This is a genomic window from Paraflavitalea devenefica (genome assembly GCF_011759375.1).
In the GTDB taxonomy this organism is placed as follows: Bacteria; Bacteroidota; Bacteroidia; order Chitinophagales; family Chitinophagaceae; genus Paraflavitalea; species Paraflavitalea devenefica.
In genome coordinates this window covers 1,342,365-1,364,867 of sequence record NZ_JAARML010000002.1, presented here as the reverse complement: position 1 = coordinate 1,364,867, position 22,503 = coordinate 1,342,365, and the positions used below count along the sequence as shown (strand labels likewise).

The 22,503-nt window shown below is 50.5% G+C and carries 14 protein-coding genes and 1 tRNA gene; 10 read left to right on the top strand and 5 right to left on the bottom strand.

Going from position 1 to position 22,503, the window contains the following annotated elements; translation table 11 throughout:
• On the top strand, positions 1–729 hold the full coding sequence (locus HB364_RS14965) for a LytR/AlgR family response regulator transcription factor (protein WP_167288981.1): 729 nt from the start codon (positions 1–3) through the stop codon (positions 727–729).
• 97 nt (positions 730–826) lie between these two features.
• Here the strand turns inward: HB364_RS14965 and HB364_RS14960 are convergent.
• Positions 827–897: transfer RNA gene (locus HB364_RS14960), tRNA-Cys, on the bottom strand.
• 102 nt (positions 898–999) lie between these two features.
• On the opposite strand from HB364_RS14960, the gene HB364_RS14955 reads away from it, so the two are divergent.
• From HB364_RS14955 to HB364_RS14940, 4 genes are all read left to right on the top strand, one after another.
• Positions 1,000–1,878: a nucleoside phosphorylase gene (locus HB364_RS14955; RefSeq protein ID WP_167288979.1), complete on the top strand. Its 879-nt coding sequence runs from the start codon at positions 1,000–1,002 to the stop codon at positions 1,876–1,878.
• 133 nt (positions 1,879–2,011) lie between these two features.
• Positions 2,012–2,794, top strand: coding sequence for a diaminopimelate epimerase (dapF, locus tag HB364_RS14950; RefSeq protein WP_167288977.1), 783 nt, complete (start codon positions 2,012–2,014; stop codon positions 2,792–2,794).
• Between the two features lie 2 nt (positions 2,795–2,796).
• Positions 2,797–3,345 (top strand): DinB family protein, encoded by a 549-nt coding sequence (locus HB364_RS14945; RefSeq protein ID WP_167288975.1) that lies wholly within the window; start codon positions 2,797–2,799, stop codon positions 3,343–3,345.
• Positions 3,346–3,383: 38 nt separating this feature from the next.
• Positions 3,384–4,322: a magnesium transporter CorA family protein gene (locus HB364_RS14940; protein WP_167288973.1), complete on the top strand. Its 939-nt coding sequence runs from the start codon at positions 3,384–3,386 to the stop codon at positions 4,320–4,322.
• Positions 4,323–4,329: 7 nt separating this feature from the next.
• Here HB364_RS14940 and HB364_RS14935 read toward each other — a convergent pair whose 3' ends face one another.
• On the bottom strand, positions 4,330–4,668 hold the full coding sequence (locus HB364_RS14935) for a hypothetical protein (protein WP_167288971.1): 339 nt from the start codon (positions 4,666–4,668) through the stop codon (positions 4,330–4,332).
• Positions 4,669–4,761: 93 nt separating this feature from the next.
• Between HB364_RS14935 and HB364_RS14930 the strand changes: the two genes are divergently transcribed.
• Positions 4,762–5,217 (top strand): NUDIX domain-containing protein, encoded by a 456-nt coding sequence (locus HB364_RS14930; RefSeq protein WP_167288969.1) that lies wholly within the window; start codon positions 4,762–4,764, stop codon positions 5,215–5,217.
• Positions 5,218–5,330: 113 nt separating this feature from the next.
• On the opposite strand, the gene HB364_RS14925 is transcribed toward HB364_RS14930, so the two are convergent.
• Positions 5,331–6,587, bottom strand: a complete 1,257-nt coding sequence (locus tag HB364_RS14925; RefSeq protein ID WP_167288967.1) for a sensor histidine kinase — start codon at positions 6,585–6,587, stop codon at positions 5,331–5,333.
• Positions 6,588–6,690: 103 nt separating this feature from the next.
• Positions 6,691–12,870, bottom strand: a complete 6,180-nt coding sequence (locus tag HB364_RS14920) for a HAMP domain-containing protein (protein WP_167288965.1) — start codon at positions 12,868–12,870, stop codon at positions 6,691–6,693.
• A 423-nt stretch (positions 12,871–13,293) separates the two neighbouring features.
• On the opposite strand from HB364_RS14920, the gene HB364_RS14915 reads away from it, so the two are divergent.
• The 4 genes from HB364_RS14915 to tamL all read left to right on the top strand — a co-directional run bounded on the left by HB364_RS14915 (position 13,294) and on the right by tamL (position 21,867).
• Positions 13,294–13,713 carry a response regulator gene (locus HB364_RS14915; RefSeq protein ID WP_167288963.1) on the top strand — a complete coding sequence of 140 codons (420 nt, stop codon included), beginning with the start codon at positions 13,294–13,296 and terminating at the stop codon, positions 13,711–13,713.
• A complete protein-coding gene (locus tag HB364_RS14910; RefSeq protein WP_167288961.1) occupies positions 13,706–14,218 on the top strand; it encodes a CinA family protein in 513 nt (170 codons plus the stop codon). The genes HB364_RS14915 and HB364_RS14910 overlap by 8 nt, the downstream gene beginning before the upstream one ends.
• Before the next feature lie 157 nt (positions 14,219–14,375).
• Positions 14,376–19,487: a translocation/assembly module TamB domain-containing protein gene (locus tag HB364_RS14905; protein WP_167288959.1), complete on the top strand. Its 5,112-nt coding sequence runs from the start codon at positions 14,376–14,378 to the stop codon at positions 19,485–19,487.
• Between the two features lie 79 nt (positions 19,488–19,566).
• Positions 19,567–21,867, top strand: a complete 2,301-nt coding sequence (gene tamL / locus HB364_RS14900) for a translocation and assembly module lipoprotein TamL (RefSeq protein WP_246228494.1) — start codon at positions 19,567–19,569, stop codon at positions 21,865–21,867.
• Here tamL and HB364_RS14895 read toward each other — a convergent pair.
• Positions 21,859–22,422 carry an ester cyclase gene (locus tag HB364_RS14895; RefSeq protein WP_167288955.1) on the bottom strand — a complete coding sequence of 188 codons (564 nt, stop codon included), beginning with the start codon at positions 22,420–22,422 and terminating at the stop codon, positions 21,859–21,861. The genes tamL and HB364_RS14895 overlap by 9 nt on opposite strands.
• Between the last annotated feature and the right edge of the window lie 81 nt (positions 22,423–22,503).

Below are 22,503 nucleotides of genomic sequence, written 5' to 3'. Positions count from 1 at the left end.
ATGGAACGGATCCGTTGTATGATCGTGGATGATGAACCCCTGCCGCTGGAACTGTTGGAAGACTATATCCGTAAAACGCCCTTCCTCGAACTGGCAGGCGCTTTTACCAATCCGTTGGAAGCGCTGGCCCTGGCTACGCAACAGCCACCACAGCTTATTTTCCTGGACATCCAGATGGCAGAACTGAATGGCGTACAGTTTACCCAATTGTTAAATAAGAAGAGTAAAGTAATCTTTACAACGGCTTATCCGCAATATGCCATACAAGGTTTTGAGTTGGAAGTAGTGGACTATTTATTAAAACCGGTGTCCTTTGAACGCTTTTTAAAATCGGCGGGAAAAGCCCGTGAACTCATTGCATTGGAAAACAGACCAGGCATACCGGAAGTCGCCACCCGGTCAGCACCGGAAGAAATATTGTTCGTTAAATCAGGCCATAAGATCATTAAGGTTGCTATCCCCGACATTCTCTATATTGAAGGACTGAAAGAATACATTGCCATCCATACACTGCAGGGGAAAACAATTGCTTTGCAAACCTTCAAAAGGACAGCAGAAGTATTGCCGCCAGGCCGCTTTGTCAGGGTACATAAATCGTTCCTGGTTGCTTTCGACAAGATTGAGTCGATAGAACGCAACCAGGTATTGGTCAGGGGCAGAAATATACCCGTGGGAGATACTTACCGGGAGGCTTTTTTCAGCCTGCTCAGGCAAAAGAACCTGCTGTAGCCCCCTGCCTGGCCCACCCGGCCACGGAACCATACAACAAAGATACAGGAGGTGATAAAATACAAAAACCCGCTTAACAGCGGGTTTTCTTATTCGGAGGTCCCGACCAGATTTGAACTGGTGTAGGAGCTTTTGCAGAGCTCTGCCTAGCCGCTCGGCCACAGGACCTTGTTTTCCCCTTTTTTCCGGAACGCCGGGAGGCGCCGTTGAATGGGGTGTGCAAAAGTAGGATATTTGTCGGATATTTGGCAACTATCAGCAACACTTTTTATGCAACGTATCCCGGAGTCGGAACTGATTATCAACCATCGCGGAGCTATTTACCACCTTGATCTACGTCCAGAAGAGCTTGCCCACACCATTATTACCGTTGGCGATCCGGACCGGGTAGCCCTGGTGAGCCGGCATTTTGACCGGGTAGAATACCAGCGCCAGCACCGGGAATTTGTGACCCATACCGGCTATATCGGGCAAAAAAGGGTGTCGGTAGTGTCTACCGGTATTGGTCCGGATAATATAGATATTGTGCTGAATGAGCTGGATGCCCTCGTGAATATTGATCTGGAGAGCCGGACGATCAAACCGGAACATACACTCCTGAATATTATACGGGTGGGCACTTCCGGCGCTCTGCAGGCGGATATTCCCGTAGACAGTTACGTGGTATCCACCCATGGACTGGGCATTGACAACCTGCTGAATTTTTACCGCCATGAAGAAAATGACGGGGAAAAACAGCTTTTACAGGCTTTTGTGACCCAGACCCAGCTCAACAGCGGCATTTCCCAGCCTTATATCAGCGCCGCCAGCGCCTCCCTGATGAAACACTTTGCCGGCGATGGCTTTTATCCCGGTATTACAGTTACCTGTCCGGGGTTTTATGGCCCGCAGGGCCGGGTCCTGCGCCTGGGACTGAGCAATCCCGGCCTGATTGACCGGCTGACGGAATTCAGCTTTGGCCAGCATCGTATTACGAATTTTGAGATGGAAACCTCGGGTATCTATGGACTGGGCAAGATGCTGGGGCATCATTGCCTTTCCCTGAGCACGATTGTAGCCAACCGGGTTGTTAAGGAATTCTCAAAGGATGGCAGCGCGGCTGTGCAGCAATTAATTGTGAAAACATTAGAAGTGGTAAGCGGGTTATAATAGTTGTGTGATTGTTATTAATTTTGAGGCGTGAAGCCGGGGCTGACAAAAGCCGCAGCGTCCCCTTCGGGAGACACTGCGGAGAAGATAAAGAGCGAGTGAATCAAGTAAAACCGTAGAAGACACATACTCCATGAAACTGAATTTTTACAAATACCAGGGCACAGGGAATGATTTTGTGATACTGGATAATCGGAAAGAGCAATACAACGAACTGAATACCGAGCAGATTCGTTTTCTGTGCGATCGCCGCTTTGGGATTGGCGCAGACGGCCTGATGCTGCTGAATGCGAAACCCGGCTATGATTTTGAGATGAAGTATTACAATGCCGACGGCCGGGAGAGCACCATGTGCGGCAATGGCGGCCGCTGCCTGGTAAAGTTTGCCTGGCACCAGGGCATTAAGAAGAACCTGTACCATTTCATCGCAGTAGATGGCGACCACGAGGCAGAGATCGATGACGATGGTACTGTAAGCCTGAAGATGAAAGACGTGAACGGCATCCGTGAGTCGCACGGCGATTTTATCCTCGATACCGGCTCCCCCCACTATGTAAAGATGGTAACGGATGTAATGGCTTTTGATGTATATAAAAAAGGTATGGACATCCGCTATAATAACAGCTTTGCCAAAGAAGGCATCAATGTAAACTTTGTGGAGCAGAAAAAGGAAGATGAAATTATCGTACGCACCTATGAGCGTGGTGTGGAAGATGAAACCCTTTCCTGCGGCACCGGCGTTACCGCCAGCGCGCTCGTATGCTACCACAATGAGCGCGGCTTTAATGATGTCACCGTGCTCACGCGCGGCGGCAAGCTGAGCGTGGAATACGATCGTATTGATGACGACACCTATAATAATGTATGGTTGTGCGGTCCCGCAGAAAAAGTGTTTGAGGGAGGGATCGAACTATAACCATGAGCCTACCCACTACACTTACCATAGAAGAGATCCTGCACGAATCGGAAAAGTCCTTTCACCGGTTTACCACCTTTTGCCAGGCCGTGCCTGCCGACCTGTTCTTTATTGAACCGTCGTCCGACAAATGGTCTATTGCCCAAAACCTGCAGCACCTGGTGATCTCCACGAAAACCACCACGGCAGCGTATGCCCTGCCCAAATTTCTCGTACGCCTGATCGGGGGGAAGCCCAACCGCCCCTCGCGCACCTACCCTGCCCTGGTAGAAAAATACCGGCAGAAACTGGCCGCCGGCGGCAAAGCCCAGGGTCGTTATGTACCCAAACACATGAAACCCAACGCCAATAAGGACGAAATGATCAATAACTGGCGGCAATTCACCACCATTTACCTGCAGGCCCTCCGCAAGAACTGGAAGGATGAACAATTGGATAAATACATAGTGAAACATCCTTTATTGGGAAAGATCACTTTGCGGGAGCTTTGTTATTTTACCATTTACCACACAGAGCATCATTTGGCCATTGTGAAGAAGAGAATCCAATAGATTATCGGCCCGTTTTCCCCTACCTTTGCGCCGGCCAAATGATCCAGTACTTCAAAAATATCAACCATCAGACGGTAGCCATCGACAAACCAGAGAATGGCTCCTGGGTGAATGTATTGCCTCCCCTCAAGCAGGAAGAGTTCTCCGACCTGTCGGACGGCCTGGACATTCCCCTCGACTTTTTAACAGACTCCCTGGATATTGACGAAAGAAGCCGCTTTGAGGAGGATGATAATGTGAAGCTGGTGGTCATTAAAACGCCTACAGAGAATAACTCTTTTAACGCGAGTGATGCCCTGTACATCACCATCCCGATCGTTATTATCCTTACCCACAACCAGATCGTTACAGTCAACTCCTTCGATAACGGCGCGATCAAGAAATTCCTGCACACTTTTCAGAACCGCCACCCGGACAACCGGAAGATGATGGCCCTGAAGATCTTTGAGAAGATCATCCAGACGTATATGGAATCGCTGAAGGAGATCAATCACCGCCGCAATATTGTGGAGCAGAAGCTGTACGCCGCCAACCGGAATGAAGAACTGCTGCAACTGATGCGCATCCAGAAGAGCCTGGTGTATTTCGTGACCGCCCTCCGCTCGAATGAGATGCTGCTGATGAAGATCGAACGTACCAATTTCCTGGGCCTGAATGAAGATGAAAAGGAATTCCTGGGTGACCTGATCGTAGACAACTCCCAGGCGCTTGAAATGGCCAATATTTATACCAACATCCTGAGCAGTACCCTGGATGCTTTTGCCAGTATTATTGCCAATAACCAGAATGAGGTGTTGAGGCGCTTGTCGGTGATCACCATCGTATTGACCTTCCCTGTACTGGTAGCCAGTATTTATGGTATGAATGTGCCCATCCCTTATAAGGATTCACCGTATGCGTTTTACATACCGGTATTCCTGTCACTTGTCATCTCTCTCGTGATCGGGTGGTTCTTTTTAAAGAAGAAGATATTTTGAGTTCAGGTTATTTTTCAGCCTCTTCCTCACAAGACCACACATTTTTCACCAGTTTGCTGTCCTCCAGGAAGTCGGTGAAGCTATAGTCCTGCGCCATTTGAATGGTCTGTCCCTGACTATTGAAATAGCCAGGCGTCCAATCACAGGCAGGTCCTTTAAAGGCCAGCACATACACTTGTTGATTATTCCAGGTATACAGGTTAACATAAGGCAGACATACACAATTGCTCTCATCTATCAGCTTACTGATGTTAGCCGGTAATTTTTCGGGCTGATCATTATCTTTGGAACAGCTTGCCAGGGTAAGACAGGCCAGGGTAGCAGTGAGTATGAAAAATTGCTTCATAAAAAGACGGGTTTGCCTTGACTGACAAGCAACTATTTAAAACCGTTGCGCAGGCAGGAAAAAAGTTAACATTGGACCACTTAAATTATCATCATGTTTAATGTAAGAGTATACGGCATTCTTCTCGGGGACAACAAACAGGTATTGGTAAGCGACGAATACATCCGTGGCGGTTATTATACGAAGTTTCCCGGTGGCGGACTGGAATTTGGAGAAGGCACCCGCGATTGCCTGAAACGGGAATTCAAGGAAGAGATGGACCTGGAAGTACGCATCGGGGACCATATTTATACCACCGACTTTTTCCAGATGAGCGCTTTCACACCCGACCAGCAGATCATTGCTATTTATTATTTCGCCCATGCCGTGGAGCCGATCAGGGCGCCCCTTCGTATAAAGCCCTTCGATTTTGATGAACAACAACTGGAAGTATACAAGCGTACCGGTGAAACGGAGACCTTCCGGTTTATTGATTGGGATAAGTTTTCTGCAGAAGAGATTACACTCCCGATTGATAAGATTGTAGCCAATATAATAAAAGCAAGCTAGTAGTAAATGGCAAGTGGCGAGTGGGCTGTTAGATCAGCTTGCTACCAGGTCATCAGCTTGCTGCACTTCAGGCCCCACTAGCTACTCGCTACTCACCACTAGCCTCTTCACAATTACGCTTCCACTTTTATAGGCTGGTAAACGGGAAGGTTAATAATAAAAGTGGTGCCTTCATTGGCCTTGCTGTGGGCGGTGATGGACCCGTGGTGCTTTTCCACTATCTTTTTGCAGAGGGCCAGGCCAATGCCTGTACCTTCAAAGGCACTGCTCACATGCAGGCGGCGGAACATTTCAAAGACCTGCTCGGCATAGACCTGGTCAAACCCGATCCCATTGTCTTCAATATAGATGCGGCAGTATTTGGTAATGTTCTCCCTGTTGCTGGCCAATTGCACGCCACTAAGCTCATACCGGATGCTGATCAACGGCGCTACCTCTTTTTTACTGTATTTAAGCGCATTGCTGATGAGGTTAAAGAACAAGGGTCTGATAAGACCGGGATTTACTTCCAGTGCAGGCAAGGGTTCTGCCACACTGATATGGGCACTCTTTTCCCGGATGGTTACTTCCAGGTCGGCCAGGGCTTCTTCCAGCAAAATATTGAGGTCGGTAAATTCGAAATTGTCTTTTTCACCGGTCAGCTTGGAGAAGGCGAGGATATCTTTAATGAGCGCCTGCATGCGGGCGGCGGCACTTTGTATGCGAACTATATAAGAGCCGGCATCTTCATCGAGGCTGTCCTTGTATTTGGAAGACAACAGGTCGCTGAAAGTGCGGATCTTGCGCAAAGGCTCCTGCAGGTCGTGCGAGGCCATGAAGGCAAAGCGGTCCAGGTCGCGGTTGGCCGATTCCAGCAGGGTGATATTGCCGAGCAACTGGTTGTTAAGCTGTCTCACCTTTTCCTCCGATGCCTTGCGCTCACTGATCTCATTTTCCAGGCTTTTGTTGATAGCCTTGAGCTTTTGTTCCTGGATGAGCAGGCGCCGGTTCTTCTGGTACAGGTCTATGAACACACCTACCTTGGCCCGCAACAATTCGGGATTGATGGGCTTATAAATATAGTCCACGGCGCCCGTGCGGTATCCCTTGAAGATGTTTTCCTCCCCGTAATTGTTGGCCGTAATGAAGATGATGGGTATATGCCGCAGCTTCTCCCGTTCATAAATGAGTGCCGCTGTTTCAAAACCGCTGAGGTTGGGCATTTTCACATCCATCAGAATGAGGGCAAAGTCGAACTCCGTAAGCAGGATCTTCAGGGCATGACGTCCCGAGTTGGCCCGCACGAACTGATAACCGTCCGGCTCCAATATGGCCTCCATCGAAAGCAAATTATCTTCCCGGTCGTCTACCAATAAGATCTTTTGCTGCATTTGTAGTCAATTTCGAATTTAGAATTTAGTATTTCGGAAGAAGCTAGTGGTGAATAGCTAGTGGCTAGTGGGGCACTCGCTACTCGCCACTTACCACTCGCTTTTACTTATAAAACCACACCCTCATCAGTGACAACAGTTGATCTATCTTCAACGGCTTGGTGATGTAATCACTGGCGCCGGCCTCAATACATTTCTGGCGGTCGCCCTTCATGGCCTTGGCCGTTACAGCGATGATGGGCAAGGTACTGTTCTTGTGCTCGCGCCTGATCTTTTGGGTAGTTTCATAACCATCCATTTCGGGCATCATAATATCCATCAGCACCATGTCAATCTTCGGACTTTCATCACGGATGATGTTGATGGCATCTTTGCCGCTCTCGGCCGTGATCACGTTGATATTGTACCTTTCGAATACGGTAGTAAGCGCAAACAGGTTTCTTACATCATCATCCACTACCAGGATGTTCTTCCCGGTGAGGATGTCTTCTTTCATCCGTATATTCTCAATGACCTTTTTCTTATCCTGCGGCAGGTCCTTGTGGTTGATATGCAAATGCAGGACGGTTTCTTCCAGCAGGTGCTCCAGGGAATTCACCCCTTTCAGGATGATGGAATTGGAGGTACGGTTCAGGTGCTGCAACTCTTTTTTACCAAAGTCTCTCCCCGAATAGATGATGACCGGCGTGAGCTTGCTTTTGGATTCCGCTACTTTGTTCACAATATCCGTACCCGAAATATCGGGCAATGTATAATCTAGGATGATACAATCAAAATCGCTCTCCTCACTGTTGATCTCCTTGACCGCTTTATTCCCCGTATCGGCCAGGGTAATGTCCATGTTATCGGCCTGCAGGATCTTGACGATCTGTGAGGCGTCAATTTCATTGTCTTCCACTACCAGCACTTTTTTCACCTGCTTGCTATTGAAGCCCATGATATCGTTAAATAACTCATTGAGGGCTTCATTGTCGAGCGGCTTAAGCAGGAAACTGCGGGCGCCCCGTTTCAATGCCAGCTCCTTGTTCTCTTCCCCGGAAATGAGGTGGATAGGAATATGGCGGTAGTTGAGGTCATTGCGCAGCAGGTCCAGCACCTTCCAGCCGCTGGTATCGGGCAGTTTCACATCGAGGGTGATGGCAATGGGCAGGAAGCGGTTGATGAAGTCAAACACTTCTATATAGTTGGTGGCCACGATGGCCTTGAGACCCAGCTCATGGGCTTTGTCAATAATGATCTTGCCAAAACGCAGGTCGTCTTCCACAATGAGTATGACCTTATCATTGGGCTGTATGGCATTCCTGTCGTCGCCGGCCTCGTTGAGCATTTCATTCACCATACCATGCATGCCCTGCACCTCCTTGGTTTCGGAGGTAGCACGGATGGAATTAATGAGGGTATCAATTTCGCCGCTATCGCCACCCAACTGGAACTGGCGGTAAGCAGAGAGGTTATCGTCTTTGGGCAGCATTTCTCCCAGGGCCTCTACCGGCAGGAACAAAGTAAAGGTACTGCCGAAGGAAGGCTGGCTTTCCAGTTCGATGGTGCCACCCAGCAGTTCGGCCAGGCCACGGCTGATGGATAAGCCCAGACCCGTACCACCGTATTTACGGCTGGTAGAACCCTCTGCCTGCTGGAAGGCCTCGAAAATGATGTTCTGCTTTTCCTGCGGAATACCAATACCGGTATCGGTGATGGCAAAAGCTACTACCTTATGGGCATTGTCGAGGCTGTGCGTTCCCGGCTTCCAGTTGCGCCTGGCCTCATAGATGCGCAGTTTTACTTCCCCTTTCTCTGTAAACTTAAAGGAGTTGGAGAGCAGGTTCTTCAATATCTGGTTGAGGCGCTGCAGGTCGGTTTCCATGAAGTCGGGCAGCGCCGGATCTGTTTCGATGGTAAAGCGTAAATGCCTTGCTTCCGAGATCGGCTTGAAGGTCGTTTCCACAAAGGAAGCAATCTCGGTAAAGCGGACCGCGCCGAAATTGGCGGTGATGAAACCAGACTCGATCTTGGACAGGTCGAGGATATCATTGATCAATTGTATCAGGTCATCCCCACAGGAGTGGATGGTCTTGGCATAGCGTATCTGCTTATCGGAAAGGTTACCTTCTGCATTTTCATAAAGCTGCTGCGCCAGGATGAGCAAGCTGTTGAGCGGCGTACGCAACTCGTGCGACATATTGGCCAGGAACTCGGATTTGTATTTGGAGGTGAGGGTAAGCTGTTCCGCTTTTTCTTCCAGCGAACGGCGGGCTTCCTCCACCTCTTTGTTCTTGGCTTCCACTTCGTTCTTTTGTTTTACCAGCAGCAGGGCTTTATCCTGCAATTCATCGTTGGTACGGCGCAACTCTTCCTGTTGTATTTTGAGCTCACCCGCCAGTGACTGGGATTGCGTCAGCAACTCTTCTGTACGGGTATTCGCTTCAATGGTGTTCAATACGATACCGATACTTTCTGTGAGCTGGCTTAAGAAGTCGAGGTGCGTTTCACTGAACACATCGAGAGAGGCCAGCTCAATAACCGCTTTCACATTGTTCTCGAACAATACCGGCAGGATGATGAGGTTGGCCGGCCGCGCCTTGCCCAACCCCGAACTGATCTTAATATAGTTGCCCGGCACATTGGAGAGGATGATCCTTTCTTTCTCAAAGGCCACCTGCCCTACCAGGCTTTCACCAATGGCAAATTCCGTAGGAATATTTTTATCCGATTTATACCCATAAGCCGCAAAGAGGCTCAGCTTCACATTTTGTGCGTCTTCTTCCTGCTTTAAAATATAGAAGGCGCCATAGTGCGCTGTCACCACCTGTGCCAGCTCGGAGAGGATACGCTGTGTTACCGTCTTGAGGTCTTTTTGTCCCTGCAGCATTTGCCCGAACTTGGCCAGGTTGGACTTTAACCAGTCCTGTTCCTGGTTGCGCAAAGTAGTTTGCTTCAGGTTGCTGATCATCTGGTTGATGGTATCTTTCAGGGCTTCCACCTCTCCTTTCGCTTCTACCCTGATGGTACGCGTAAGGTCGCCTTTCGTTACCGCAGAAGCCACTTCCGAGATAGAACGCACCTGTGTGGTGAGGTTCTGGGCCAACTGGTTCACATTCTCCGTGAGGTTTTTCCAGATACCAGAGGCGCCGGGTACACTGGCCTGGCCACCCAGCCGTCCTTCTACACCCACCTCACGGGCCACCGTGGTTACCTGGTCGCCAAATACCGCGAGGGTATCAATCATCTCGTTGATGGTATCGGTCAACTGCGCTACCTCACCGCGCGATACGATAGAGAGTTTCTGTTTCAGGTTACCGGTTGCCACGGCTGTTACCACCTTGGCAATACCGCGCACCTGGTTGGTGAGGTTGGAGGCCATCATGTTTACGGAGTCGGTAAGGTCTTTCCACGTACCGGCCACACCGCGTACTTCGGCCTGGCCACCCAGTTTACCTTCCGTACCTACTTCCCGCGCCACCCGGGTTACCTCGAAGGCGAAAGAGTTGAGCTGTTCCACCATCGTATTGATCGTATTCTTCAGGTCGAGGATCTCCCCCTTTACGTCAATCTGTACTGTTTTAGACAAGTCACCACTCGCCACCGCCTTCGTTACTTCAGCGATATTACGCACCTGGGCGGTCAGGTTACCCGTCATCTGGTTTACAGAGTCGGTCAGATCCTTCCAGGTACCGGCCACACCGGGTACGAATGCCTGTCCACCCAGTTTACCATCGGTACCCACCTCACGCGCCACCCGCGTTACTTCAGAAGCGAAGGCGCGCAACTGGTCCACCATCGTATTCAGGGTTTCTTTCAACTGCAGGATCTCACCGCGTACGTCTACCGTGATCTTTTTCGACATATCCCCATTCGCCACGGCGATGGCCACTTCGGCAATATTACGCACCTGGGCAGTGAGGTTACCGGCCATCTGGTTCACAGAGTCGGTAAGGTCTTTCCAGGTACCGGCCACACCAGGCACATTGGCCTGGCCACCCAGCTTACCTTCGGTACCCACCTCACGCGCCACCCGTGTTACTTCGGAAGCGAAACCACGGAGCTGGTCCACCATCGTGTTGATCGTGTTCTTCAACTCCAGGATCTCCCCTTTTACGTCCACACCGATCTTACGCGATAAGTCACCATTCGCCACCGCGGTAGTCACCTCCGCGATATTACGCACCTGCGAGGTAAGGTTGGAAGCCATTTTATTGACAGAGTCGGTCAGGTCTTTCCAGGTACCGGCTACGCCGGGTACATCGGCCTGTCCGCCCAACTTCCCTTCGGAACCTACTTCCCGCGCCACCCGCGTTACTTCCGATCCGAAGGCGTTCAACTGGTCCACCATCGTATTGATCGTATTCTTCAATTCGAGGATCTCTCCTTTTACGTCCACTGTGATCTTACGGCTAAGGTCACCCTTGGCCACCGCGGTGGTCACCTCCGCAATATTACGCACCTGGCCGGTGAGGTTGGAAGCCATTCCATTCACGGAGTCGGTCAGGTCCTTCCACACACCACCTACCCCTTCTACCGTAGCCTGTCCGCCCAGTTTTCCTTCCGATCCTACTTCCCGCGCCACCCGCGTTACTTCGGAAGCGAAACCGCGCAACTGGTCCACCATCGTATTGATCGTATTCTTCAATTCGAGGATCTCACCCCGTACATCCACATCGATCTTACGCGACAAGTCGCCGGTAGCCACGGCCGTGGTCACCTCAGCAATATTGCGCACCTGCGAGGTAAGGTTGCCGGCCATGATATTCACGGAGTCGGTAAGATCTTTCCAGGTACCAGCCACACCAGGCACCTGCGCCTGTCCACCCAGTTTACCTTCTGAGCCCACTTCCCGCGCCACCCGCGTTACTTCCGATCCAAAGGCGTTCAACTGGTCCACCATCGTATTGATCGTATTCTTCAATTCGAGGATCTCCCCTTTTACGTCCACCGTGATCTTACGGCTCAGGTCACCCTTGGCCACCGCGGTGGTCACCTCCGCAATATTACGCACCTGGCCGGTAAGGTTGGAGGCCATCCCGTTTACAGAATCGGTAAGGTCTTTCCAGGTACCGGCTACGCCTTTTACCTGTGCCTGACCGCCCAGCTTTCCTTCCGTACCTACTTCCAGTGCCACCCGCGTTACTTCGGAAGAGAAAGAGTTGAGCTGGTCCACCATCGTATTGATCGTATTCTTCAATTCCAGGATCTCTCCTTTTACGTCCACCGTGATCTGCCGGGAAAGGTCGCCCTTGGCCACGGCAGTAGTTACTTCCGCGATATTGCGCACCTGGCCGGTGAGGTTGGAGGCCATCTGGTTCACCGAGTCAGTAAGGTCTTTCCAGGTGCCGGCCACGCCTTTTACCTGCGCCTGACCGCCCAGCTTTCCTTCCGTACCTACTTCCAGCGCCACCCGCGTTACTTCGGAAGAGAAAGAGTTAAGCTGGTCCACCATCGTATTGATCGTATTCTTCAATTCCAGGATCTCCCCCTTTACGTCCACCGTGATCTTTTTGGAGAGGTCGCCCTTGGCCACCGCCGTGGTCACCTCCGCAATATTGCGCACCTGTTCGGTGAGGTTACTACCCATTTGGTTCACGGAATCTGTCAGGTCTTTCCACACACCGGCCACACCTTTTACCTTGGCCTGTCCGCCCAGCTTTCCTTCATTACTTACTTCCCGCGCTACCCGCGTTACTTCCACGGAGAAGAGGTTGAGCTGCTTCACCATGTCGTTCACCTCTTTGGCAATACGGGCAAATTCCCCCTGCAGCGGGTGACCGCCGATCTCGAGGGGCATTTCCTGCGACAGGTTGCCTTTGGCCACGAGACTGATCACATGGGCGATTTCAATGGTAGGGTGCACCAGGTCGGAAATGAGTGCATTGAGCGATTCCACCCCTGTACCCCAGGCCCCTTTGGCATCGGGCACTCCTATACGCTGGGTGAGCTTACCCTGCTTGCCGATGGTATTACCGGCGCGGGTAAATTCCTGCATCATTTTTTCATTGAGGGAAATGATATCATTGAGGGTATCACAGATCTTTCCGCTGAGGCCTGTTTCATCAATGGGCATACGCACGTCGAAATTCCCATTCTTCACTTCGGTGAGCACGTGCAACAATTCGCGAAGATCGAGCTGACCGGCCCCCTGCTGCGCCCGGGCATCATCATAACCGATATTGTCAGGCGCTCCTTTTTTGGCTTTGGCGCCTCGCTTGGCAGGGGGTATTCCGTTTGCATTGGTTATGACAGCTCTGTTACCGTCCGAAGACTTAGTGGACTTAGTTTTTGGGCGGGTCATACAAATAGTTTGGTGTAAGAAGTGATAATAAACGGTATATCAAATAATAAATCATGCCAGTTTTACCTATAAAAATGAGCTGGCATCTGTATTGACTTTCAGCCCGCTATACCCGGGAATGATTAAACAAAACCAGGTATCCTGGGGGAATAAATACCCATTTTGGGGAAAAATTTCCATAGGCCTTTTGACTCCTGGTCACTGCCTGTGGTGGGAATTGTATACATACAGGGACATACCGGAATCGGTGGGGAATGGGTAATGCGAACGGGCATTGTTTTTTAGGAAGACAAGGCAACGAGGCACTAGGGCAACGAGGCCTTTATTGTCGCCGACTCCTGTTTTCCAACTCGTTGCCTGCATGCCTTTTTGCCTTGATGCCTATACGCTTTGATGCCTATGATACCTGATAATCCAAACGATATGGTAGCAAAGACGATCTTATTGGTGGATGATGATTCAGAGGACCAACTCCTGATGCAGGAAGCTTTCAGTGATAACGGTATTGGTAATGCACTGCGGTTTGCTGATAATGGCGAATCGGCTATTGAATTCCTGGACCAGCTTCCTCCCGGAGAGCTGCCGGCCCTGATCGTGATGGACCTGAATATGCCACGTATGAATGGCCGGGAAGCCCTCACCTACCTGAAGCAACATCCCTTGTACCACGATATTCCCGTGATTATTTATTCCACTTCTATTAATGATGCAGAGCGGACCCGGTGTAAAGAGATCGGCGCCGCCGCTTATATTACAAAACCGGCCACTTTTACGGAATGCCAGCAGATTGCCTGGTGGTTCCACAAGATAGGGAGTGAAGGGAAAGAAGTGAGTAGTGAGTAGTTATCCTCCATCCACGATTATGCTATTTGAGAATAAAGCCAACACGATCCGCGCCCTCCTGAAAGAACGCCATGAAACACTGGCGGTGGCCGAGAGTGTAACAGCCGGTTATGTACAGGCCATCCTCTCTTCCGCTGATGAAGCCACCTTCTTTTTCCAGGGTGGTATTACCGTATACAATATCGGCCAGCAATGTAAACACCTGCAGATAGACCCCATCGAGGCCCTGCAAAGCAACGGAGTTTCGGCCAAGGTAGCTTTCCAGATGAGCCTGGGCGTACAACAGCTTTTCCGGAGCGATTATGGGATTGCCATTACCGGCTACGCCGCTCCGTTGCCGGAGAAGAACGTGCATGATATCTTTGCCTTTGTAGCCGTTACTTACCGGGGTGAAGTACTTACCCTGGAAAAGATCACCTCCGATAAAGGGGCCGCCCCGGCCGTGCAGGTGGATTATGCGGAACAGGTGTTAAGGATACTGGAAGAATGCCTGAAAGGGAGTTGAAGGTCTATATGCCTTTCTTTCCGTAATTTGTAGAATGATCTCCCCAATTTAAAGATCCGGTAATTAAAATGATGCAGGGTGAAAAAGGCTTGCTTTTTGAACTATGCACCAGGAGCCTTTATGATCAATGGTATCACCAATAAATACGGGATTCAACTTGAAACAACAGCGTACTGTACCTGCTAAACTCAAAAAGATCGGGAGGATATTATTGAAGACCTTCCTGATATTGCTGGGCGTATTGATCCTGTTGCTCATCTTGATCCAAACACCTCCCGTTCAACATTTCCTCCGCGGCAAGGCAGTGGGCTGGCTCGAAAAGAAGCTGCAAACAAAGGTAGACGTACGCAAACTGTACATCGGTTTTCCCAAAAAGATCGTACTGGAAGGCATTTACCTGGAAGATAAACAGCAGGACACGTTGTTCTATGGCGGCCGTATGAAGTTTGACGTGAACCTGTGGAAGTTGCTTAAAAACGAACTGGTCGTAAACGAGGTGAACCTGGAGGAGATCACGGCCTCGATCAAAAGGACCTTGCCCGACACTATGTTTAATTTCCAGTTTATTGTGGATGCTTTTGCCCCGAAGGAACCTGCTGCCCCTTCTACCGATACCAGTAGTTTTAAGATGCAGATCAAACGGGTAATACTGAATAAGATCAATGCCCGGTATGAGGATGTAGTGACTGGCAATGATGTGACGACGTACATAGGGCACCTGGATACCCGCATCACCGTTTTTGATCCCACGCATTCCATCTACCATGTCCCTGCTACCGAAGTCAGCGGCCTGCGGGCGCGTATTTACCAGCGCAAACCACTGGCTACGTCCGAACCGGAAGCAGTAGACAAAGCAGAAGCTGAAGCCCCCTCCGCGCTGCAATTGCAGTTTAAAGAGATTGACCTGGAAGATTGCACCCTCGACTATGGCAATGATGTATCTGCCGTTTATGCCAACCTGAACCTGGGTGAGCTGACCGTAAACACGAAAGATGTTGACCTGAATAAACGCCTGATCGCCCTGGATAAGCTGGCGCTGACCAGGACCACTGCCGCCATCCGCCTGGGCAAAAAAGAAGCGGCCAAAGTAGTGGTGAAGGAAGTGAAGCAGGAGGTGAAAACACGAACAGAAAGCGGCTGGCGCGTGCAGGTAGCCGACCTGGACCTGCAGGAGAATAATTTCAGGATGGACGATGACAATGCGCCCAAAGCCAAACAAGGTATGGACTATTCCCATCTTGACCTGCGCAACCTGCATTTTGCAGCCAACAATATTTACTACAGCGCCGATACCATCCGTGGCCGTATTACAGCAGGCAAGGTGACCGAACAATCGGGCTTTACCCTGCAGCAGTTAAAAACAGATTTCCAGTATACCGCCAAAGGCGCTTACCTGCACGACCTGCTGGTGGAAACGCCCGGCACCCGGCTGGAGCGCAGCATCGAAGTACGTTATCCTTCGCTTGACGCCTTGCAAAAAGATATTACCCGGTTGCAGGTGACGATGGACCTGCGCAACAGCAAGGTGCAGGTAAAGGATGTGCTCACGTTTGCCCCCAGCCTGCGTTCGCAACCCGCTTTTGCCAACCCGCAGGGTACCTGGTATATCCATAGCCAGGTAAGCGGCGCTGTAAACGACCTGCGGATCGGTTCCCTGCGCCTGAAAGGCCTGCAGCAAACGAATGTGGAGATGGCCGGCTATATCAGGGGATTGCCCGACATGAAAAAGATGCAAGCCGACCTGGTGATCAAAGACATCAGCAGCAGCGCCCGGGATATGCGTAGGCTGCTGCCGGCCGGCACGATACCAGACAATATTACATTTCCCTCCCAGTTCAATATTTCGGGTAAGCTGAATGGCACGGAAAAAAACCTCCGGGCCGACCTGGTGCTGAACACCACGCTGGGCTCCGCCAGTTTTAAGGGAACGGTACAAAACCCCGCAGATCCCAATAACATCCGGTATGATGCGGTGGTGACCACGCGCTCATTCGACCTGAAACAGTTGCTAAAGCAACCCGACCTGGGATTACTGACCATGGATGTAACGGTGAAAGGCAGGGGCTACCAGCCCAAAACGATGGATGCCTCGCTGAACGGCCTGATAGCAGTAGCGGAATACAAGGGCTATACGTACCGCGACCTGCGGTTAGCCGGCAGCATTGCCCAACAGCAGTTCACCGTCAATGCCGGTATTCAGAATGAACCCATCCATCTTTCACTGGATGCCTCCGGCAACCTGGCCGGCGCTTACCCCGCTATTAAATTGCAGGCAGTCGTAGACAGTATCAAGACCCAGGCACTGCATCTTACCACAGATCCTATTATTTACCGCGGCAATATTGACGCTGATTTCCCGGTAACCAATATTGACAGCCTGCAGGGGCGATTATTGGTAACGAAGAACCTGCTGTTAATGGGTGAACAGCGTATTGAAACAGATACCCTGGAGGTGATAGCCAACCTTACCGATTCGGGCAAGGTGATCCGCCTGAACAGTGAAGCGCTCACAGCGCAGTTGTGGGGACAATACAATCTTACACAATTGGGCACGGTGATACAGCGCTCGGTACAACAGTATTTTTCCAATGCAGGCGATTCGCTCACCACCCTCCCGCCCTATGACTTCCGGATACGGGCCAGGCTGGTTGACAGGCCCCTGCTACAGGCATTTGCGCCCGACCTGAAGCGTATGGACCCGGTAATGCTCAACGGCCATTTCACCAGTAATGGCGGATTGAATGCCACCCTGCGTGCCCCGATGATCGCCTATGGCGCCACAGAGGTCAACAACCTGCTGTTAACGGCCAATACAAATGAAAGCAGGCTGCAGGCAGTGGCTACGGTTGAAGGCATACGCAACGGAGCATCATTATCCATATATGGCACCTCCCTGCGCACGACGGTGGCCGATAACAAGATCAATTTCACCCTTGCCACGAGAGATGTGAACGGTAAAGACAAGTACCACCTGGAAGGATTGGTAGCGCAACCTTCCAAAGGCGTGTATGACCTTTCGCTCAGGCCCGACTCGCTGATGCTGAATTACCAGTCCTGGCAGGTGAGCAATGATAATAAGATCACGTTCGATTCCACGAATATAACGGCCAGCAATTTCTCGCTCAGCTTTATGGACCAGCGGCTGACATTACAAACACGCACAGACCAGAACGGGCGGCCACTGGGTGTTGACTTTTCCCGGTTCAGGATCGCCACGCTGGCCAGCTTTATACAGCGGGATTCACTGCTGTTCGATGGTGAACTGAACGGCAATATCATCTTTGCCAACATTAGTAAAGATCCTGTTTTTGCAGGCGACCTTACGGTGAAGCATGTAAGCGTGAACCGCGATACCCTGGGCGACCTGCACATATTGGCAGATAATAAAACACCCAATAATTATGAGGCCGATATTACATTAACCGGCCGGGGCAATGATGTAGGAATGAAAGGGGTATATAAGATGGCGGAGGTAAGCTCTTTTGATTTTGATGTAGCGGTGCGGCAACTGCAGCTCAGTACGATCGAAGGTATTTCAATGGGACAAATTAAAAAAGCTTCGGGTACCCTGAACGGGCAGTTTGCCGTCAATGGCACGATGGACAAACCCTCCATCACCGGAGAACTGAATTTTAATAAGGCTGTTTTTGTACCGCGTATGCTGAGCAGCACACTGAAGGTAGACCAGGAACAGATCCGTATTACCAATGAGGGCGTGGTGTTTAATAATTTTACGATCCGGGATTCGGCGAATAATACCGCCGAACTGGATGGCACCGCCTATACGACCAATTTCAGCAATTATAAGTTTGACCTGGTATTCAATGCCCGCAATTTCCAGGCGCTGAACAGTACGAAGAAAGATAATGAGCTGTATTATGGCAGGGTATTCTTTAACAGCCGTCTTAATATTAAAGGTACCGAACTGCACCCGGTGGTGGACGGCTCGCTGAAGGTGAATGAGAAAACGAAGCTGACGGTGGTACTGCCCCAGGATGACCCGGGCGTACAGGAACGGGAAGGCATTGTACGTTTTGTAGACAAAGATGCAGTACCCAATGATTCTTTGTGGCTGAATGCGCTGGACTCACTCAATACAGCCGCCATACGCGACTTTGATATTTCTGTAAATATCACCATTGACAAGGAAGCCGAGCTGAACCTGATCATAGATGAAGGCAATGGCGATTTCCTGCGGGTAAAAGGAGAAGCAGCGCTGAATGGCGGTATTGACCCCAGCGGTAAGGTAACCCTGACGGGAACGTACGAACTGGAGTCGGGCAGTTATGAACTATCGCTCGATTTCCTGAAGCGCAAGTTTGATATCCAGAAAGGCAGCCGCATCATCTGGCAGGGAGAACCTACAAAAGCGGAAGTGGACATCACTGCCATGTATATTGCCAAAACTGCCCCCATTGACCTGGTAGAAAGCCAGTTGCCGGAGATGACGGCTGCTGTACGCAATACCTATCGCCAGCGGCTTCCCTTCGAGGTATACCTGAAGATGACCGGCGAGCTGATGAAACCCACTATTGCTTTTGACATTAAGCTGCCGGAAGATAAAACGTATGTAGTGGACAAAGCGATCATTGAGAATGCCAATATCAAGCTGGAGCAAATACGGCAACAACCTACGGAGATGAACAAGCAGGTATTTGCCTTGCTGCTGCTGAACCGGTTTATCCGGGAAGATCCCTTTGTTACCGGCAACAGCAGCCTCACCGCGGAAGGATTTGCCCGGCAGAGCGTGAGTAAAATACTGACCGAACAGCTTAACCAACTGGCGTCCGGACTGGTATCGGGTGTTGATATCAATTTCGATGTGCAGTCGCAGGAAGATTACAGCACCGGCCAGTTTACCAACCGTACCGATGTGAATGTGGCTTTATCCAAACGGTTGCTGAATGACCGGCTGACTGTTACCGTTGGCAGTAGTTTTGAAGTGGAAGGTGCGCAGAACACCAACCGGCAAAGCAGTAATATTGCCGGCGATGTATCGCTCGCTTACCAGCTCAGCAAGGATGGCCGCTATTTGCTGCGTGCTTATCGCAAGAATGAATACGAGGGTATCCTGGAAGGCTATGTGGTGGAAACAGGACTGGGCTTTGTGATCAGTATTGACTATAACCGTTTCCGGGAAATTTTTGAATCGGCGAAGAAACGCCAGGCCAGAAGGCTGGAGCGGCAACGCTTACGTCAACTGCAGGAAGAGAAGGAAAAGGAAGAAAAACCGCCTGTGGTACCGGGAGCTGGTAGTGGAAGCGAGTAGTAAATGGCCACTCACCACTAGCCACTTGCCATAGATTTTAGAAAGAAGAACACGAATCTGGACACATTACATGATTAGTTTGATACGCATACTGATATACGGACTTATATTGACCGGCTTAGTAATGATGATGGCCAGTTGCAGCAATACCAGGAAGCTGCCGGATGGCGAGGCGTTGTACCTGGGCGCTACAGTGAGGGTGCGCGGAGAAGACCTGGGCGCGAAAAAAAGAAAGGCCATCCGGAAAGAACTGGGCGCCCTTACCCGCCCGCAGCCCAATAAAAAGATATTGGGCGTCCGTTTTAAGTTGTGGGTATACAACCTGGCCGGCAATCCCAAAAAGGAAACTTCTATCCGTGGCTGGCTCAAGAACAAGGTGGGCGAACCGCCTGTATTGCTGAGCGACCTGAGCCTGAACAAGAATACCGCTGTGCTGGAAAATTACCTGGAGAATAAAGGTTTTTTCCAGGCGGGCGTAAGAGGCGATACAACGGTAAAAAATAAAAAGGCCACCGCTACTTACCAGGTAAGGACCGGCCTTCAATATGTGATTGATACGGTACGTTTTGAAATGGACAGCAGCTTCCTGGCCAATACGATCCGCCAGACAGAGAAGCTCTCCCTGCTGAAGCGGGATGCACCTTTTGACCTCACGATTATTAAGCTGGAACGGGAACGCATTGATGCCTATTTAAAGGACAATGGCTTTTACTATTTCAATCCTGAATACCTGGTGATCGAAGCCGACACAACGATTGGTAACCACCGGGTGAATATGTATGTAAAACTCAAACCCGGTATTCCCAAAGTTGCCCGGGAAATGTATACGATCAAGGATATTGTTATTTACACCAATTACCGGCTGAACCAGGCGGCCAGTGATACGGCCCGGAGATATGGGCAATTTTACCAGGGCTATTATGTAGTAGACTCCAACAGGCGGTATAAACCTTACCTGTTTTCACAGGCCATGCAATTTAATCCCAATGATATTTATAACCGGGAGGACCACAATCTCTCCCTCAACCGCCTGGTGAACCTGGGCGTGTTCAAGTTTGTGAAGAACCGGTTTGAGCGGGTAGCCAACAGTCCCTTTGCCCAGCTCAATACCTATTATTACCTCACGCCCTTTCCCAAAAAGTCTTTGCGCGCAGAGATCAACGGCACCACAAAGAGCAATAACCTGGTGGGCACCAATATATCGGTATCCTGGCGCAACCGCAATACCTTCCGGGCCGGTGAACTGCTCACCATCACTGCTTCGGGCGGCGCCGAAGTGCAGTACAGCAGCGCCCAGGAGGGTTATAATGTGTACCGGCTGGGCCTGGAAGGCGGGCTCACCTTCCCGCGGTTCCTGATCCCTTTTTTCAATATCAAGACACGCGGCGGTTTTGTACCCAAGACGAATATGCTGCTGGGCTATGACCTGCTGAATAAACGGAAATTATATACGCTTAATTCCTTCCGCGCCTCCTATGGCTATGCCTGGAAGGAATCACTGTACAAAGAACACCAGTTCAACTTCATCAGCATTAATTATGTGCAGCCGATGAATGTAACTACGGAATACGAAAAATTGATGAGCAACGATGTGACCCTGGCAAAGGCGATCGAAAAGCAGTTCATCCTGGGCAGCACGTACAATTTTACGTACGATACGCGCATCAATAAAAGCAAGTATGCTACGGGCATTTATTTCAGTGGCACGCTCGACGGTTCGGGTAATGTAGCCGGGCTGATCTTTGGAGATACCACCCGCGGAAAAGGCGGCGGCCGTGTATTCGGCGGCGTGTTCTCCCAGTACATCAAGGCCGAGAGCGACCTGCGGTATTATCTGCAGGTAGGCAGCACAGCCAGTTGGGCCAACCGCCTGATCATTGGCGGCAGTATTCCCCACGGCAATTCGAGCGAGCTGCCCTATATCAAACAATTCTTTAGCGGCGGCAGCAACAGCATCCGGGCCTTCCGTAACCGCAGTATCGGTCCCGGTACTTTTAATGGCAGCGCCACGAATGCTATTCCCGACCAGACCGGCGATATTAAACTGGAGCTGAATACAGAACTGCGCAGTAAACTGTTCAGTATTGTGGAAGGCGCCGCTTTTGTCGATGCCGGTAATATCTGGTTGTACAGGGACAATCCCCATAAGCCGGGCGCCAAATTCAGTAAAGACTTCCTGAAAGAAATAGCTGTCGGGGCCGGCGTGGGCCTGCGCTTCGATGTTACCATCCTGATTATCCGCCTCGATGTGGCTTTCCCGTTGCGCAAGCCCTGGCTGCCAGCGGGTGAACGCTGGGTAATTGATAAGATCTCCTTTGGCGACAGCCAGTGGCGAAGAGAGAACCTGGTGTGGAACCTGGGTATCGGGTACTCATTTTAGTGCCTTGATCGCATTGGCATAGATCACATTGACATCATCGGGCAGTACATCCAGTTGCTGTAAAAATCCCAGCCGGTCCGTTTGCACCAATCCGCTGATGATCTTACCGTCCTTCAGTTCAAAGAAGCCTATACCGGTATTGGCTACCTTGTTGCCGGTTGGCGGCAAATTATTGAAGGATGCGGTATGGGTACCCCGCACTGTCCACCGTACGGTGACCTTATTCCCCTCCCCTACCATTTCATCCACCGTCCATTGCATGTCGGGAAAGGCCTTGATGAGCGGCATGACCGGTTCGCTGAAGCCGGCAGCGCCTTTTAAGCGTATGCCTGTATACTCATCCGCTATCAGGTCTTTCAATAATTCAAAGTTTCGCCTGTTGAGGGATTCCTCAAATAACTTCAACATCGTTGCTTTGTTTGTTTGAACAGTCATCATAGTCAACTCCTTTTTTTTACTTTTTACTTTATTATTATCAGCCGATTGTGCATGCGCCAGGCCCGCCGTGAACAGCAGGGTCCATAACAGGGGCAGCGCGGTAAATGCCGGTTTCATGGTGTTGTGTTTTTTATTACTGCAAAGCTCTGCACCGGCAGGAATGATTCCTTGTAAAAAATCATTGATCTATGACATTGC

Coding starts and splice junctions, on each gene's coding strand:
- HB364_RS14930 (WP_167288969.1), top strand. CDS start 4,762: ATGTTTAATGTAAGAGTATACGGCATTCTTCTCGGGGACAACAAACAG.
- HB364_RS14935 (WP_167288971.1), bottom strand. CDS start 4,668: ATGAAGCAATTTTTCATACTCACTGCTACCCTGGCCTGTCTTACCCTG.
- HB364_RS14895 (WP_167288955.1), bottom strand. CDS start 22,422: ATGAAACCGGCATTTACCGCGCTGCCCCTGTTATGGACCCTGCTGTTC.
- HB364_RS14920 (WP_167288965.1), bottom strand. CDS start 12,870: ATGACCCGCCCAAAAACTAAGTCCACTAAGTCTTCGGACGGTAACAGA.
- HB364_RS14955 (WP_167288979.1), top strand. CDS start 1,000: ATGCAACGTATCCCGGAGTCGGAACTGATTATCAACCATCGCGGAGCT.
- HB364_RS14965 (WP_167288981.1), top strand. CDS start 1: ATGGAACGGATCCGTTGTATGATCGTGGATGATGAACCCCTGCCGCTG.
- dapF (WP_167288977.1), top strand. CDS start 2,012: ATGAAACTGAATTTTTACAAATACCAGGGCACAGGGAATGATTTTGTG.
- HB364_RS14940 (WP_167288973.1), top strand. CDS start 3,384: ATGATCCAGTACTTCAAAAATATCAACCATCAGACGGTAGCCATCGAC.
- HB364_RS14925 (WP_167288967.1), bottom strand. CDS start 6,587: ATGCAGCAAAAGATCTTATTGGTAGACGACCGGGAAGATAATTTGCTT.
- HB364_RS14915 (WP_167288963.1), top strand. CDS start 13,294: ATGGTAGCAAAGACGATCTTATTGGTGGATGATGATTCAGAGGACCAA.
- HB364_RS14945 (WP_167288975.1), top strand. CDS start 2,797: ATGAGCCTACCCACTACACTTACCATAGAAGAGATCCTGCACGAATCG.